Consider the following 16,133-nt stretch of genomic DNA (forward strand, 5'->3'; position numbering starts at 1 on the left):
AAATCAGATTGTGCCAAGCTGAGGCCATAACAACATATCTACAGGGAGTAGAGCGATGGCACAGGGCCAGATGGTCCCCGGCATAGTCTCCGGGAGGCTTTCCAGCGATGAGCTGACCTCGAATTTCACGGATCTGCATCCACCACTTGCCCCGCATGAGGCCGCAGTGGCCGCGGATCGGTGCTATTTCTGCTATGACGCGCCGTGTGTGACGGCCTGTCCGACAGACATTGATATTCCATTGTTCATGCGCCAGATTCAGGCCGGTCAGCCTGAAGCTGCGGGTGAAACCATCCTTGGTCAGAATATCTTGGGTGGCATGTGCGCCCGTGTTTGTCCGACCGAAACGCTGTGCGAGGAAGTCTGCGTACGCGAAACCGCCGAAGGATCGCCAGTCGAGATCGGGCGTTTGCAGCGGTTTGCTACTGACAGCGTTATGGCATCGGGCGACCATCCGTTCCAGCGCGCCGCATTCACCGGCAAAACGGTGGCCGTGATCGGGGCAGGGCCCGCAGGGCTGGCCTGTGCGCATCGGCTGGCGATGCTAGGGCATGATGTGGTCATTCACGAAAGCCGCCCAAAACCCGGCGGTCTGAATGAATATGGAATTGCCGCCTATAAATCGACCAATGATTTCGCTCAGGCTGAGATCGATTGGTTGCTGAGGATCGGCGGCATCACCATCGAGACCGGATCGGTTCTGGGCGAGGGCCTGTCGCTGGATGGCCTTGTTGACAACTATGATGCGGTTTTCCTGTCCATCGGTCTGACAGGTGTGAATGCATTGCGGGCGGGCGGCGAGGATCTGACCGGCGTGCGCGACGCGGTCGACTTTATCTCGGATGTGCGTCAGGCGGCCGATCTGGCTGAGCTGCCCGTTGGGCGGAATGTCGTCGTCATCGGAGGCGGCATGACCGCGGTTGACGCAGCTGTAAAGTCGAAATTGCTGGGCGCGGAAAACGTCACCATCGCCTACCGGCGCGGACGCGAGGCGATGGGTGCCAGCCGCTATGAGCAGGATCTGGCCGCATCGCACGGCGTCAGGATCATGACCAATGTTCAGCCCGTAGCCGTACACGGCAACGGGGCAGCCGCCGAGATCGAATTGGAGTATACTGCCAGCCATGACGGTCAGTTGAAGGGCACCGGCGAGAAAACCCGCCTGCCTGCCGATCAGGTGCTGAAGGCAATAGGTCAGACGCTGGAAGGAGCGCCCGAAGGGCTGACGTTGGACGGGAACAAGATCGCCGTCACGGGCGCCGGGCGCACATCGGTACAAGCGGTCTGGGCCGGAGGCGACTGCGCCGCAGGCGGGGATGACCTGACCGTGACCGCAGTGGCCGAGGGGCGCGATGCCGCGATGGATATCCACGCAAGTCTGATTGCGTGAAACTCAATGATCAAGATGCCTGCAAGCATCAGGGAGGCCGGATAAATGGCTGATTTGAAATCGAACTTTCTGGGAATTGAAAGCCCCAACCCATATTGGCTGGCATCTGCGCCGCCGACGGACAAGGAATATAACGTCCGCCGTGCCTTTGAGGCCGGATGGGGGGGGGTCGTGTGGAAAACACTCGGGTCCGAAGGTCCACCGGTCGTCAATGTTAATGGCCCGCGGTATGGGGCGATCTACGGCGCAGACCGTCGGTTGTTGGGTCTGAACAACATCGAGCTGATTACAGACCGCCCATTAGAGGTAAACCTTGAAGAAATGGCGCGGGTTAAGTCTGATTATCCAGATCGCGCCCTGATCGCCTCGATCATGGTGCCGTGCGAGGAAGAAGCCTGGAAGGCTATCCTGCCGCGTGTTGCCGAAACCGGTGCCGACGGGATCGAACTGAACTTTGGCTGTCCACACGGAATGAGCGAGCGCGGGATGGGGGCGGCCGTAGGGCAGGTGCCGGAATATATCGAGATGGTGACGCGCTGGTGCAAGAAATACTATGACCGACCGGTCATCGTGAAACTGACGCCGAATATCACTGATATCCGCAAGCCGGCAGAAGCCGCAAAGAATGGTGGTGCGGATGCGGTATCGCTGATCAACACGATTAACTCGATTACCAGTGTCAATCTGGATAGCTTCAGCCCTGAACCCTCGATTGACGGCAAAGGCAGCCACGGCGGCTATTGTGGCCCTGCGGTGAAACCGATTGCCCTGTCGATGGTGTCCGAGATTTCGCGTGGACAGGCAACGAACGGAATGCCGATCTCGGGTATTGGCGGTGTGACTACCTGGCGCGATGCAGCAGAGTTTATGGCATTGGGTTGCGGCAATGTTCAGGTCTGCACGGCGGCGATGACCTATGGGTTCAAGATCATTGACGAACTGACGGCGGGTCTGTCGAAATGGATGGATGAAAAAGGGTATCAGGACGTCTCGGAAATTGTCGGTCTTGCGGTTCCGAACGTGACCGACTGGCAATATCTGAACCTGAATTATGTCGCCAAGGCCAAGATTGATCAGGATCAGTGCATCAAGTGTGGCCGTTGCTATGCCGCCTGCGAAGACACCAGCCACCAGGCCATTTCAATGTCCGAAGAGCGCGTGTTCGAGGTTATGGATGACGAATGTGTGGCCTGTAACCTGTGCGTGGATGTGTGCCCGGTCGAGGGATGTATTTCCATGGTGCCGATGGACGCTGGCGAAATCGACCCGCGCACGGGACAGGAAGTGCAGCCCGAATATAGCAACTGGACAACCCATCCCAACAATCCAATGGCGAAAGCCGCCGAGTAGTCCAAGAAAATTCGTCGAATCTTCTTAGAACAGGATGTCGATGGGGGGCGTTGTGGCAGTTTGCGACATATTTGGTGGCGGTGCGGATCAGATGATATCCGCGCCTCCTCACTTAGTCTTGGAACGCCTTATGTCCCACTTCTCGCTCTACCCACCCAACGAAAGCCTTACCACGGCACCTGTGTGTGGACAGGGAAGAAAAGAGTAGCGTCATCCTAGGCTCAGGGTGAGCGGGTTCCGGCTAACGAAAACCTAAGGCGCCAGCAATTTGCGGTAGAGCGTGTCGATAAACGGTTCAGCACCTTCATATGGGTCTTCGTCGCCAAGAATGGCCCGAACCTGGACATCGAAATCCGCATAATGCTGTGTCAAAGCCCAGATGGAGAAAATAAGGTGGTAGGGATGGAGGCGCGCGATTTTACCCTGTTCCATCCAGGCCGTAAGGATTGCGGTCTTCTCATCCATCAAAGTTTTGAGATCATTGGACAATGCATCGTGTATGCGTGGCGCACCCTGGACCAGTTCATTGGCAAACAGACGGCTTTCGCGCGGAAGTTCCCGGCTCATTTGCAGTTTGCGATGGATATAAGCGCGTATCTCTTCCAAAGGGTCCCCGTCGGCGTCGAGATCATGGAGGGGGGCCAGCCAAATCTCGAGAAGGCCAGATAGAAGGGCCGTGTGAATCGCTTCTTTTGAGGGGAAATAATACAGAAGATTCGGCTTGCTCAACCCGGCCTCGGCAGCAATCTGGTCGACGGTGGCACCGCGGAAACCGTAGGCAGAAAACACGTTCAAAGCGGCTTCTAGAATTGCAGCGCGGTTTTTTTTCTGAATTCGTGTTGGTGCGCGGTCTTTGGACATGTCTTTGCCTGTCTGATTTTTGGGCTCGCAAGTGCGGAATATGCCAAAAATTCCCACCGAGCTCTGCTATTTCTTGACTGATGTCGAACCCGTGATAGCGTGAGTTTGACCAGATGGTCAAATCAAGACACCAAAAGCGAGCAAATCGCAAGCAACAGGGAAGACTAGGATGGCAGCTCCGGCGCAGAACCTCAGGATCAATGGCGACAGGTTGTGGGACAGCCTGATGGAGATGGCCAAGATTGGCCCGGGTGTTGCGGGGGGCAATAATCGTCAGACCCTGACGGATGAAGATGCGGCAGGTCGCGCGCTGTTTCAGAAATGGTGCAAAGAGGCCGGGTGCACCATGGGGCTGGACCAAATGGGCAATATGTTTGCGCATCGAGAGGGCACGGACCCCGAGGCATTGCCGGTCTATGTGGGTTCACATCTGGATACGCAGCCGACAGGCGGCAAATATGACGGTGTTCTGGGTGTATTGGGCGGGCTGGAAATCATCCGCACGCTCAATGATTTGGGAATCAAGACCAAACATCCAATCGTTGCGACCAACTGGACGAATGAAGAAGGCACGCGCTATGCACCTGCGATGCTGTCCTCGGGGGTTTTTGCCGGGATGCATACGCAGGATTGGGCTTATGACCGTGAGGATGCCGAAGGTAAGAAGTTCGGAGATGAGCTGAGCCGCATTGGCTGGCGCGGTGATGAAGAGGTTAGTGCCCGAAAGATGCACGCCTTCTTTGAGCTGCATATCGAACAGGGCCCCATTCTTGAGGCCGAGGGGAAGGATATCGGCGTTGTCACCCATGGTCAGGGTCTCAGCTGGACCCAGATTACAGTTACCGGAAAGGACGCCCATACCGGGTCTACGCCGATGCCGATGCGCAAGAATGCCGGATTGGCGATGGCGCGCATCCTTGAAAAGGTTGACGAGATTGCTTGGTCCCATGCGCCCCACGCGGTGGGTGCGGCAGGGCATATTGATGTGTTTCCGAATTCGCGTAACGTGATCCCGGGGAAAGTTGTGTTTACTGTCGATCTCCGTTCGCCCGATCTGGACGTGATCACCGATATGGAAAATCGTCTTCGCGTAGCGGCCGAAGATATCGTGGATGAGATGGGCCTACAGATCGAATTCGAGAAGGTCGGCGGATTTGATCCGGTGCAATTTGATGAAGGCTGCGTGGCAGCCGTGCGCGATGCGGCTGAACGGTTGGGTTATTCTCATACAGATATCATTTCGGGCGCCGGTCATGATGCCTGCTGGATCAACCGGGTTGCACCAACAGCGATGGTGATGTGCCCTTGTGTGGATGGGCTAAGCCATAACGAAGCCGAAGAAATCAGCAAGGATTGGGCTGCCGCCGGGGCGGATGTTCTGTTTCATGCGGTCGTAGAGACGGCTGGAATTGTGGAATAGGGGGCTCTGCCCCCGTCGTCCGTTGGGCGACTCCCCCCGAGGTATTTGTAGCCAGATGAAGCAAGCGGCGTAGACCGCATCAGGGAGATTGATATGAGCACTGTTATCAAGAACGGGACCGTCGTAACCGCGGATTTGTCTTACCATGCGGATGTGAGGGTCGAGCATGGGGTGATCACCGAGATTGGGCCGGGCCTGAAAGGTGACACGGAACTGGATGCGACAGGCTGCTATGTGATGCCTGGCGGGATCGACCCGCATACGCATTTGGAAATGCCGTTCATGGGCACCTATTCCAGCGATGATTTTGAGAGCGGAACCCGGGCGGCATTGGCCGGAGGAACCACGATGGTGGTTGATTTCGCTCTGCCCAACCCAGGTGAAAGCCTGTTGGATGCGCTCAAGCGCTGGGATAACAAGTCGACACGTGCAAATTGCGACTATTCTTTCCACATGGCGGTGACCTGGTGGGGCGAGCAGGTGTTTGATGACCTCAAGACGGTGATCGAGACACGCGGTATCAACACGTTCAAGCATTTCATGGCCTATAAGGGCGCGTTGATGGTCAATGACGATGAAATGTATGCTTCGTTCAAGCGTCTTGCCGAGCTGGGTGGAACGGCCATGGTGCATGCCGAGAATGGCGATGTTGTTGCCGAGCTCAGCGCCAAGCTGTTGGCCGAAGGCAATACAGGCCCCGAGGCACATGCCTATTCCCGTCCGCCGCAGGTCGAGGGCGAAGCGACCAACCGCGCGATCATGATCGCGGATATGGCCGGAGTGCCGCTGTATGTGGTGCACACTTCGTGCGAAGAGGCGCATGAGGCCATTCGGCGTGCCAAGATGCAGGGCAAGCGGGTGTGGGGGGAACCTTTGATCCAGCATCTGACCTTGGATGAGAGTGAGTATTTCAACCAGGATTGGGACCACGCGGCGCGGCGGGTCATGAGCCCTCCGTTCCGAAACAAGCAGCATCAGGATAGCCTGTGGAACGGATTACAATCTGGTTCGTTGAGTGTCGTGGCCACCGACCATTGCGCCTTTACGACGGATCAGAAACGCTTTGGCGTGGGGGATTTCACCAAGATCCCGAACGGTACCGGAGGGTTGGAAGACCGGATGCCGATGCTGTGGACTCATGGGGTGAACACTGGTCGGCTGACGCCAAATGAATTTGTGGCAGTCACTTCAACAAACATCGCCAAGATATTGAATTGTTATCCAAAAAAGGGCGCAGTTCTTGTAGGTGCCGATGCCGATTTGGTGGTGTGGGATCCTGAGAAAGGCAAGACGATCAGCGCGAAATCGCAGCAATCTTCGATCGACTACAACGTGTTTGAGGGCAAAGAGGTCAAAGGCTTGCCGCGCTTTACTCTGACCCGTGGGCAGGTTGCAGTGCATGACGGAGAGATCAGGACTCAGGAAGGCCATGGCCAATTTGTTGAACGCGAGGCCAATACAACCGTCAACAAGGCGCTGAGTACTTGGAAAGAGCTGACAGCGCCGCGACCGGTGGTACGCACGGGTATTCCAGCAACCGGTGTATGACAGAATATGTGGCAGATATCACGTCTTATTACGGTTTAAGTTCAAGGGGATGGAATGAATATTGAAACCGCTGCACCGCCTGTAATCGAGGCGCGGCAACTGGATCTGACCTTTCAGACCAATGACGGGCCGGTCCACGCTCTGAAGGATGTGAACCTGACCATCGAAAAGGGAGAATTCGTCAGCTTCATCGGGCCCTCCGGCTGTGGTAAGACCACCTTTTTGCGGTGCATCGCTGCGTTGGAAACACCGACTGGCGGGACATTGACCGTCAACGGTATGACTCCGGATGAGGCGCGGCGGAAACGGGCCTATGGTTATGTATTTCAGGCCGCGGGTCTGTACCCTTGGCGCACCATTTCCAAGAACATCAAGCTCCCGCTTGAAATCATGGGATTTACAGCTGCCGAGCAGGAAGAACGCGTAAACAAGGTTTTGGAACTTGTTGATCTTGAGGGGTTTGGTGGAAAGTTTCCCTGGCAGTTGTCGGGTGGAATGCAGCAACGGGCCAGCATCGCACGGGCGTTGGCCTTTGATGCGGATATCCTGCTTATGGACGAACCTTTTGGCGCGTTGGATGAGATTGTCCGCGATCACCTGAACGAGCAGCTTCTGGCGCTTTGGGCGCGGACTGAAAAGACCATTGGGTTTGTCACCCATTCCATCCCTGAGGCCGTCTATCTGAGCACCAAGATCGTTGTAATGAGCCCTCGGCCCGGACGGATCACTGACGTGATCGACAGTCCGTTGCCGAAAGAGCGGCCGCTCGATATTCGCGACACGCCGGAATTCATCGAAGTTGCCCATAGGGTGCGAGAAGGGTTGCGCGCGGGGCATTCGGATGAATAGCAGCGGGTTCAAGGCATTCTGGGCTGTATTGACGGTACTGGCCGTCATAGTAGCCTTTTGGTACGCCGCTTGTATTCCGATGAATATCAAAGGCGTTCTGACCGAACAGGAACGGGCCGGGGCCACAGTTCAGCCACCCTCGGCAAAAGATCGTCGCGATCTGTCCGAATTCAGCCTGGTTCTGGACAATAGCTTTGCCATTCCAGCCACGTGGGAACAGGATCGTCCGCGGTTGCCCGCTCCGCATCAGGTGGCCGTTGAGATATGGAAGACAACAGTTCAGAAGAAAATCACCTCAAAGCGCTCGCTGGTTTATCACGGCTGGGTGACGCTGAGTGCGACGATATTGGGTTTTGCCATTGGCACCGGCCTGGGAATTCTGCTGGCTGTTGGGATCGTACATAGCCGGGTCATGGACCTGTCGGTCATGCCCTGGGCGATAGTCAGCCAGACCATCCCGATCATCGCTCTGGCCCCGATGATCATTGTGGTCCTATATTCCGTTGGCGTGCAGGGGATCATCCCCAAGGCGGTCATATCGGCCTATCTCAGCTTTTTTCCCGTCGTGGTGGGCATGGTCAAAGGTTTGCGCAGCCCTGATGCGATGCAACTGGATTTGCTGCGTACCTATAGCGCGAGCCACGCGCAGGGGTTCTGGAAACTGCGTTTGCCGGCCTCGATGCCGTATCTGTTCACATCGCTGAAGATAGGCATTGCGGCTTCATTGGTAGGGGCCATCGTGGGGGAATTGCCCACCGGGGCAGTTGCGGGACTGGGCGCGCGCCTGCTGGCAGGCAGCTATTATGGTCAGACCGTGCAAATCTGGTCGGCCCTGTTTGCGGCGGCGATTCTGGCGGCCTGTCTTGTGGGGCTTCTGGGGCTGATTGAAAAGTCGGTCCTGAAACGGATGGGGATTGCGCAATGATACCAATTCTGGGCGCACTCGGTGTGTGGCTGTTGGGATGGTGGTTGAACAGCCGCCTGGCCAGCGGGCCCTATGCTGATACGCGGATGGTCCGGTTTCTGGCTCCGCTGATCTTTGGTCTGACTATCATCATCATCTGGGAGCTTTTAGTGCGCGGCCTTGAGGTGTCTTTGGTCATTCTGCCCGCTCCATCGGTTATCTGGATTCGGTTCTGGGACAGTTTGCCAACGCTTTGGATGGATTTCGTGCAAACCATCATCAAGGGCGCGCTGAGCGGTTACATCATCGGCTGTGGAGCCGCCTTCCTGATGGCGATTGCAGTGGACCGGTGGGATTTTCTGCGCCTTGGGCTTTTGCCCGTGGGCAACTTCGTGGCTGCTCTGCCGATTGTTGGCACCGCGCCGATTCTGGTCATGTGGTTCGGGTTCGACTGGCACTCCAAAGCGGCGGTGGTTGTCGTGATGGTCTTTTTCCCAATGCTGGTGAACACCGTCGCCGGGCTGCGCGAGGCGACAGCAATGCAGCGCGACCTGATGGAGACCTATGCCGCCACCTATTGGCAAAGCTTTCTGAAGCTGCGCTTGCCTGCCGCGATGCCATTTGTTTTCAATGGTCTCAAGATATCCACCACCCTTGCATTGATCGGCGCTATCGTGGCCGAGTTCTTTGGCTCACCGACGCTTGGCATGGGTTTTCGGATATCAACCAGCGTGGGGCAGCTCTCACTGGATATGGTCTGGGCCGAGATCGTAGTGGCGGCTTTGGCTGGGACATCATTCTATGGTCTGGTGGCCATGATCGAAAAGGCGGTGACCTTCTGGCACCCATCGCAGCGCGGATAAAAATTCAACAGACCCCAAAAATGAAAAATGGGGCGCCAACTGAAACTAGGAGATGTGAAGATGAAAAAGATACTCAGCGGGGCGGTTGCCGCCTTTAGCCTGGCCGCCAGTGCAGCCTGGTCGGCGGATGAGGTGACATTGCAGTTGAAATGGGTCACGCAAGCTCAGTTCGCAGGTTATTACGTGGCCAAAGACAAAGGGTTCTACGAAGAAGAAGGTCTTGATGTCACCATTCTGCCAGGCGGCCCGGACATAGCGCCGACACAGGTCATTGCCGGTGGCGGCGCTGACGTGACGGTCGAGTGGATGCCAGCTGCGTTGGCCGCGCGCGAAAAGGGCCTGCCGCTGGTGAATATTGCCCAGCCTTTCAAAAGCTCGGGTATGATGCTGACCTGCTGGAAAGATGCCGGTATTTCCGCACCAGAAGACCTTAAGAACCGGACACTGGGCGTCTGGTTCTTTGGCAACGAATTCCCCTTCATGAGCTGGATGAGCCAGCTGGGCATTGATACCGGTGGCAAGAGCGAAAATGGCGTCGAGGTTTTGAAGCAGGGCTTTAATGTCGACCCGCTGCTGCAGCGTCAGGCTGATTGCATCAGCACCATGACCTATAACGAATACTGGCAGGTCATAGATTCCGGCGTCAGCCCCGACGAGCTGGTCACATTCAAATACGAAGATCAGGGCGTCGCGACGCTGGAAGACGGCCTGTACGTTCTTGAAGAGAACCTGAACGACGCGGCATTTGTCGACAAGATGGAACGTTTCGTGCGGGCGTCGATGAAGGGGTGGAAATATGCCGAAGAGAACCCAGATGAAGCGGCCGATATCGTGCTTGAAAATGACGCGACTGGCGCCCAGACCGAAGCGCATCAGAAACGTATGATGGGTGAGATTGCCAAGCTGACTGCGGGCTCCAACGGATCGCTTGATCCGGCGGATTTTGAGCGCACTGTAGGGACGCTGCTTGCCGGTGGTTCTGATCCCGTTATCACCAAACAACCCGAAGGTGCCTGGACGCATCAGATTTCGGATGCAGCACTGAACTGAGTCAGGTTCACGATGGAATATGGCGCGGTCCCAAACGGGGCCGCGTTTTTTGTTGGAAGCGTCGAAAATGTGACTGCACTTGTAGGGCGTTTGTCATAGTAATTACCTGTAAATTATAGCAAACTGTTCAACATGGGGGATATTGGGTAGATAATGCAGGATTTTACAACAGAATTCAGGTCGGCGCTTGCTTTGATCCTTCATTGGGATCCGGAGCTTTGGGCGATTGTTCTGTTGTCCCTGAAAGTCTCTGTTTTTGCCGTTCTGATTTCTGCCGTTATCGGGATGCCCATGGGCGCGGCTTTGGCCGTTGCGCGTTTTCCAGGGCGGCGGATTCTGATCGTCTTGATGAATGCCTTGATGGGCTTGCCCCCGGTTGTGGTTGGTTTGCTGGTCTATCTGATGCTGTCGCGTTCCGGCCCGTTGGGGGTCCTTGAATTGCTCTACACACCGACGGCGATGATTATTGCTCAGGTCGTTCTGGTGACCCCGATCGTTGCCGCACTGACACGTCAAGTGGTCGAAATGCTGGCCGAGGAATATTCCGAGCAACTCCGCTCACTCGGCCTGTCGCGGATGGCATCGATTCCGGTGCTATTGTGGGATGCGCGGCTGTCTCTTGTTACGGCATTGCTGGCGGGGTTTGGCCGTGCGATTGCCGAAGTTGGAGCGGTTATTATCGTTGGCGGCAATATCAATCACGTCACGCGGGTGATGACGACGACAATCGCCCTTGAAACGTCCAAGGGTAATTTGGCCTTGGCGCTTGCGCTTGGGGCGATCCTGATTGCCATAGCCATCGCAGTAAACGCCATGGTCAGCACGCTTAGCCTGCGGGCCGAGAAGGAAGGGTTGCGCCATGCGTGATCTGGTGCCCGAGATGGTGAAATGTCTTTCTGTTCACAGTTTACAGATTTCCCGCAAGGGAAAGACACTGCTTCAAGTGCCAGAGCTATCCCTGATGGGGCTGGGACCAACTTTGATCCTTGGGCCGAACGGAGCGGGCAAGAGCCTGCTTTTGCGCTGTTTGCACGGGCTTATCGTCCCGGATAGCGGCAGGGTTCAGCAGGACGGGATTGCCCTGAATGTGTATCACAAATCACGACAGGCGATGGTGTTTCAAAGACCGGTTCTGTTGCGCCGGTCCGTGTCAGCCAATCTTGATTTTGTGCTAAAGCGTCAGGGCATGTCCCGTGCAACTCGCAAATCCCGGATCGACGAATTGCTGGCCGAAGGTGGGCTAGAGGGTAAGGCGCGCCAGTCCGCCAGATCGCTGTCCGGGGGCGAGGCGCAACGGCTGGCCATCCTGCGCGCGCTGGCGCTGGACCCGGAGACTTTGTTCCTGGACGAACCAACCAGTTCGCTTGATCCCGGTGCTACGCAGATGATCGAACGGATGATCTTGCGCGCTTCGAACCGAGGGGTGCGCATTGTCATGGTATCCCACGATATCGGTCAGGCACGCCGTCTGGCGGCGGATATCGTCATGATGCAGGCCGGACACGTGGTCGAACACGGTGCTGCCAAACAAGTGCTGGATGCCCCGACAATTGACGCCGCGCGCCGGTTTGTTGCCGGTGGTCTGGTAACCTAATCAGAATATGGAGTTCAAATGATCCGCAAATTCGTCGGGGCTGCAGTAATAGCGCTTGGCCTGAACACTACAGCCGCATTGGCCGAAACGCCATTTATTGTAGTCCAATCAACCACGTCGACGCAGAATTCGGGCTTGTTCGACCATATCCTGCCAGGCTTTGAGGCCGAAAGCGGGATTGATGTCCGCGTAGTGGCCGTTGGTACAGGGCAGGCGATCCGCAATGCGATCAACGGTGACGGGGACGTCTTGCTGGTTCACGCCAAACCTGCCGAGGAGAAATTTGTGGCTGACGGTTGGGGTGTTGAGCGGTCGGACGTGATGTACAATGATTTCGTCCTTGTGGGGCCAAAATCCGATCCCGCCAAAGTGAAAGGGGGAACTGACATTATCGCGGCGCTGACCGCCGTGGCTAAGGCCAAGGCGCCCTTCGCCTCACGCGGGGATGACAGCGGGACGCATAAGGCGGAGCTGGGCCATTGGGCCACCTCCGGTATCGACCCGACCGACGCTTCGGGCACTTGGTACCGGGAAACTGGATCCGGGATGGGGGCGACACTGAACGTGGCTAGTGGGATGGGTGCCTATGCGCTGACGGATCGGGCGACCTGGCAGAGCTTTGGCAACAAGGGAAACCTAGAGGTCATGGTTGAGGGCGATCCACTCCTGTTCAATCAATATGGGATTATTCTTGTGAACCCTGACAAGCATCCCAAAGTGCGGGCGGCCTCGGGGCAGCGCTTTATTGACTGGTTGACCGGGCCCGAAGGGCAGGCGGCCATCGCATCTTACACGCTCGACGGCCAGCAGCTGTTCTTTCCCAACGCCCAATAGGGTCAGCCGCTGGCTCCATTGTGATGGATGGTTCCCAGATCCGACAAGTCATACCCGCCGAATTCTTCTGCCCGGGTGGCAAAGCGGTCGGATTGCACAAAGCCGAGCAACCGAAGCATCGGGCCATCGAAATAGGCGCGTCTCCAGATGGCAAGGTCCAGGCGTTCGGTATGAGTCGGGGCAAAGCCCAGATTGTACAGCCCCGCAAGCGCACCCAGGCCGAATCCGGCATCGGCTTTGCTGTCATGCAGGGCTATGGCCAGCTCTTCTTCGGTACGTGCGCAGGTCGGCAGGGTATCCAGATCGTCTCGGTTCAGGCCGTGCGCCTGCAGTTGCGTGTCGAACAACCGTTGACTGGCGGCACTGTCTTGACGAAGAAGAATGCGACGGCCCCTGAGGTCAGAAAAGTCCGATATCCCAGTCACACCGGGGGCCATCAGTAGCCCACGCTGGCGTTTTGCTAGTTCGAACAGAATGACGGGTGCCTCTCCCAGATGGTCCTGCAGAGATTGCGTGTTGAATCCGTCTGACTCGTGGATATGCAGCGCCGCAGCCTGCGCTGATCGTTCTTTCAGACGATTCAAGCCGTCAAATGAGCCGTCATAATAAGTTGCCAGGCCCGACCCGCTTTCCCGCAGAGCCCAATCCAACAGCGGATCATGACTGCCCGCCACGATCGGCGGCAGCGACGGTTCTGCGACCTGCGGTCCGCTTCGCGATGCGTTCAGCCAGGCAATGACTTCGGCCCTTGGAAACAAGAGTTTGCCCATGGCACGGACACAGGGGACCTCGCCGGATGAGGCAAGGTCATAGGCTTTACGCTCGCCAATGCGCAGCAGGTCGGCCAGTTCTTTGGTGGTCAGGTATTCTGACATTCAGTCGAGGCGCACGGCCGAACCCGCGCTGGCATTCGCCGCGCTGAATCCGAATTGGCCTAAGGCAAACGGCGCAGCGACGGCAATTACAGCCATCGTGGCAACTGCGGCTAGAAAGGCTTTCATATTTACCTCCGGTTCAGTTTTCCGGTGCCGTGACGCGGCGCAGAAAGGCGATCAAATCTTTGCGGTCATCCGCTTGTGTAATCCGTTGCATGGGCATCTTCGATCCCGGAATGTAATGGTCTGGTCCTTGGTCGAAAAGGGCATTTATCGTCTCGTCATTCCAAATGATATCAGAGTCTTGCAGCGTGTCCGAGTAGAAATATCCCGGTAAGCTGCCCGCCCGGCGACCAAACACACCAGAGAGCGTAGGTCCAGCACGTCTGTGCCCGTCCGCCGTCAGGCTGTGACAGATCGAGCATTTGCGCACGAATTGGCGTTCGCCATTATCCATCTGGTCAGGGTTCTTCAGAAAACTTGGTTCAGTCGCGGCCATCTGTTGTTGGTCGCCAAGGTCAGATACCGGCCAGCTATACATCGCCTCATCTATACCACCTGCATAGATGTTTTTACCATCGGTTGAGAAGGCCAGCGCCCAGACCGGGCCGCGCAATGTGGCCCGGAAATCCTGTGCGATGCGCCAGACGATGGTATCGACCAACATGATATGACCCTCACCATCCCCCACCGCCAGCAGGCGGCGGTCCGGGCTGAGAGCCAGCGCAAGGATTGGACGGCGGTCCAGGGTAAAATCATGCTCGTCGCCTGTAGTCAGATCACGAATGCGCGTGACGCCATCGACGGCCCCATAGGCAATCCAGTTTTCATGGGGGTTCAGGACCAGTTCGTTGATGCCGAACCCGTTATCAACCAGTCGCAGTTTTTCCTGACCGGTTGCGACATCCCAAAGACGAACCGCCCCATCAACCCCGCCGGTATACAGCGCATCTCCGTTTGGTGTGAACACAACAGCATTCACACCGCTGCCTGTGGGGCCCAATATCCTTGGCTCTGCCCCGTCAAGCGGCCAAACCCCTATCGTGCCGTCCCAACTGGCAGTGGCGATGTGGGAGTTTGAAACAGCAATATCGACGATCTTGCCCTTGTGCCGCCCGAGGATTTGGCCATCCGGCCACCGGCGCAGGGTAAAGTCGTCACCAGCAGAATAGATCGCTGTGTCGCCAAAGGCGACGCTGTTCACGGCAGCCTCGTGCCCTTCAAGCCATTGCGGCGTGCGGTCTGACCACAGGCCGACGGAGTTGTCGAAGCTGGCCGTCGCAATCCGGCCGTCCGGCGCGGCGGCAATCCCCATGATCGGTCCTCCATGACCTTTGAGCGTAAAGAACTCGGCCATTGCGGGCAGGGGGGTCAACACCAGTGCAAGGATTAGACCGCGCATCTATTCCGCAGGCGAGGCCGCTGCCTTATTGGCCTCTTTTTCCCGGACCTCTTCCAGCCAAAGCGAGTGGTGCTCACGCGCCCATTGTTCCTCGACCTCGCCGGTGCCCATCGCGTCGAAAGCGCCCTCCATGCCCACCGAGCCCAGGTAGATATGCGCGATGATGATGGCGATGAAGACATAGGCGACCATCACGTGCCAAACCTGAGCATATTGCATCTCTTCTTGGGGGGACATCTGCACCGGAAGGTTCATACCCAACATCTGCGGGATGCCGGTGGCATTTGCGATTGAGAAGGTCTTAGCAAACAGCGGCATCTCAAACGGGAACAGCAGAGACAGGCCAGACAGGCTGATCGATACGCCCAGCAGGATACAGGCCCAGAAGATGATCTTTTGACCCGCGTTGAATTTATTGGCCGGAGGATGGCTGCCTTTCGTGAACAACCCGCCGCCGGCGGCCAGCCATTTCAGGTCGGTGCGGTTGGGGATGTTGTGGGCGATCCAGTTCACAGTGACCATGATCAAACCAAGCATGAAGGCCCAGGCGAGGTTGTTATGCAGCCATTTGCAGCCCTGCGCTATGGCCGCAAAGCCTTCTTTCCCGAAGATCGGGATCAGAAAGTCTCGACCATAAAGGGTCAGCAAACCGGTCAGGCCAAGGATCAGGAAAGAGCCCGCGAACAGCCAATGTCCGAACCGCTCAAATCCCGAGAAACGCGTAACCGTGCGTCCCGTCTTTTCACCATCAATGCGGATTTTACCCCGGACCAAGAAGAACAGCAGCAGGATGCCCAGCATCCCCGCCAGAATATACGTGCCGTAATCGCGCAACGGGCCTGTTCGGAAATTCAACCACCACATGCCTCCGTCCTGTATCAAGACGCTGGCCGCAGGACCGTTCGACGAAACGGTCACATCCGCCGAGCCATAGCGCAAAGCGCGATAGACGTCGCTGTCAGACGCCACGCCACGTGTGCCCAACTGGCCCATCAGACCTTCGGCGTTGCCTTGACCGGTGTTACCTGAGCGATAACCGTTATCGACCGTCTCGCCACGCTGCCGGGCCAAGATATCCTCGAGCGTGGTCGCACCACCCGTCGAATTGCGATCCGGAGCATCCTGAGCAAGGGCAGGAACAGTCAAAACAATGAGACAGAACAGAAGTCGCAGGAAAGTCATATGAACCTCGT

At 56.9% G+C, this 16,133-nt stretch carries 16 protein-coding genes; 11 read left to right on the forward strand and 5 right to left on the reverse strand.

Annotated elements, in window-relative coordinates; genetic code table 11:
* Positions 1 to 55 precede the first annotated feature (55 nt).
* Together AC2FLE_RS02810 and preA are read left to right on the forward strand one after the other, a co-directional pair.
* Entirely contained in the window at positions 56 to 1,390 is a 1,335-nt protein-coding gene (locus tag AC2FLE_RS02810; protein ID WP_496690719.1) for an NAD(P)-dependent oxidoreductase, read from the forward strand.
* Between the two features lie 45 nt (positions 1,391 to 1,435).
* Positions 1,436 to 2,740, forward strand: coding sequence for an NAD-dependent dihydropyrimidine dehydrogenase subunit PreA (gene preA / locus AC2FLE_RS02815; RefSeq protein ID WP_496695114.1), 1,305 nt, complete (start codon positions 1,436 to 1,438; stop codon positions 2,738 to 2,740).
* Between the two features lie 252 nt (positions 2,741 to 2,992).
* Here preA and AC2FLE_RS02820 read toward each other — a convergent pair whose 3' ends face one another.
* Positions 2,993 to 3,601, reverse strand: a complete 609-nt coding sequence (locus AC2FLE_RS02820) for a TetR family transcriptional regulator C-terminal domain-containing protein (RefSeq protein ID WP_142634388.1) — start codon at positions 3,599 to 3,601, stop codon at positions 2,993 to 2,995.
* 169 nt (positions 3,602 to 3,770) lie between these two features.
* On the opposite strand from AC2FLE_RS02820, the gene AC2FLE_RS02825 reads away from it, so the two are divergent.
* The 9 genes from AC2FLE_RS02825 to AC2FLE_RS02865 all read left to right on the forward strand — a co-directional run bounded on the left by AC2FLE_RS02825 (position 3,771) and on the right by AC2FLE_RS02865 (position 12,663).
* Positions 3,771 to 5,021, forward strand: a complete 1,251-nt coding sequence (locus AC2FLE_RS02825; protein WP_496695116.1) for a Zn-dependent hydrolase — start codon at positions 3,771 to 3,773, stop codon at positions 5,019 to 5,021.
* Between the two features lie 93 nt (positions 5,022 to 5,114).
* Complete coding sequence (gene hydA, locus AC2FLE_RS02830) at positions 5,115 to 6,569, forward strand: dihydropyrimidinase (RefSeq protein ID WP_496690715.1); 1,455 nt, start codon at positions 5,115 to 5,117, stop codon at positions 6,567 to 6,569.
* A gap of 54 nt (positions 6,570 to 6,623) precedes the next feature.
* Entirely contained in the window at positions 6,624 to 7,418 is a 795-nt protein-coding gene (locus tag AC2FLE_RS02835; RefSeq protein WP_271946553.1) for an ABC transporter ATP-binding protein, read from the forward strand.
* A complete protein-coding gene (locus AC2FLE_RS02840) occupies positions 7,411 to 8,343 on the forward strand; it encodes an ABC transporter permease (protein ID WP_142634380.1) in 933 nt (310 codons plus the stop codon). The genes AC2FLE_RS02835 and AC2FLE_RS02840 overlap by 8 nt, the downstream gene beginning before the upstream one ends.
* The gene (locus tag AC2FLE_RS02845) at positions 8,340 to 9,185 is read left to right on the forward strand and encodes an ABC transporter permease (RefSeq protein WP_142634378.1); all 846 of its coding nucleotides are present in this window, start codon (positions 8,340 to 8,342) and stop codon (positions 9,183 to 9,185) included. The genes AC2FLE_RS02840 and AC2FLE_RS02845 overlap by 4 nt, the downstream gene beginning before the upstream one ends.
* Positions 9,186 to 9,245: 60 nt before the next feature.
* Complete coding sequence (locus tag AC2FLE_RS02850) at positions 9,246 to 10,235, forward strand: ABC transporter substrate-binding protein (protein ID WP_142634376.1); 990 nt, start codon at positions 9,246 to 9,248, stop codon at positions 10,233 to 10,235.
* Between the two features lie 153 nt (positions 10,236 to 10,388).
* The gene (locus AC2FLE_RS02855) at positions 10,389 to 11,102 is read left to right on the forward strand and encodes an ABC transporter permease (RefSeq protein WP_281994749.1); all 714 of its coding nucleotides are present in this window, start codon (positions 10,389 to 10,391) and stop codon (positions 11,100 to 11,102) included.
* Entirely contained in the window at positions 11,095 to 11,829 is a 735-nt protein-coding gene (locus tag AC2FLE_RS02860) for an ATP-binding cassette domain-containing protein (RefSeq protein ID WP_496695120.1), read from the forward strand. The genes AC2FLE_RS02855 and AC2FLE_RS02860 overlap by 8 nt, the downstream gene beginning before the upstream one ends.
* Positions 11,830 to 11,847: 18 nt before the next feature.
* Positions 11,848 to 12,663, forward strand: coding sequence for an ABC transporter substrate-binding protein (locus AC2FLE_RS02865; RefSeq protein ID WP_496695122.1), 816 nt, complete (start codon positions 11,848 to 11,850; stop codon positions 12,661 to 12,663).
* A gap of 2 nt (positions 12,664 to 12,665) precedes the next feature.
* Here the strand turns inward: AC2FLE_RS02865 and AC2FLE_RS02870 are convergent, their stop codons facing one another.
* From AC2FLE_RS02870 to AC2FLE_RS02885, 4 genes are read right to left on the reverse strand one after another with little or no spacing between them, the layout of a single operon-like run.
* Positions 12,666 to 13,538: a substrate-binding domain-containing protein gene (locus tag AC2FLE_RS02870; RefSeq protein ID WP_496695124.1), complete on the reverse strand. Its 873-nt coding sequence runs from the start codon at positions 13,536 to 13,538 to the stop codon at positions 12,666 to 12,668.
* Entirely contained in the window at positions 13,539 to 13,664 is a 126-nt protein-coding gene (locus AC2FLE_RS02875; protein WP_271946568.1) for a hypothetical protein, read from the reverse strand.
* 13 nt (positions 13,665 to 13,677) lie between these two features.
* Positions 13,678 to 14,940, reverse strand: coding sequence for a c-type cytochrome (locus AC2FLE_RS02880; RefSeq protein WP_496695125.1), 1,263 nt, complete (start codon positions 14,938 to 14,940; stop codon positions 13,678 to 13,680).
* Positions 14,941 to 16,122, reverse strand: coding sequence for a formate dehydrogenase subunit gamma (locus AC2FLE_RS02885; protein ID WP_496695127.1), 1,182 nt, complete (start codon positions 16,120 to 16,122; stop codon positions 14,941 to 14,943). It abuts the gene before it with no gap.
* Positions 16,123 to 16,133: the final 11 nt, after the last annotated feature.

Source organism: Ruegeria sp. CDSA077 (assembly GCF_059612265.1).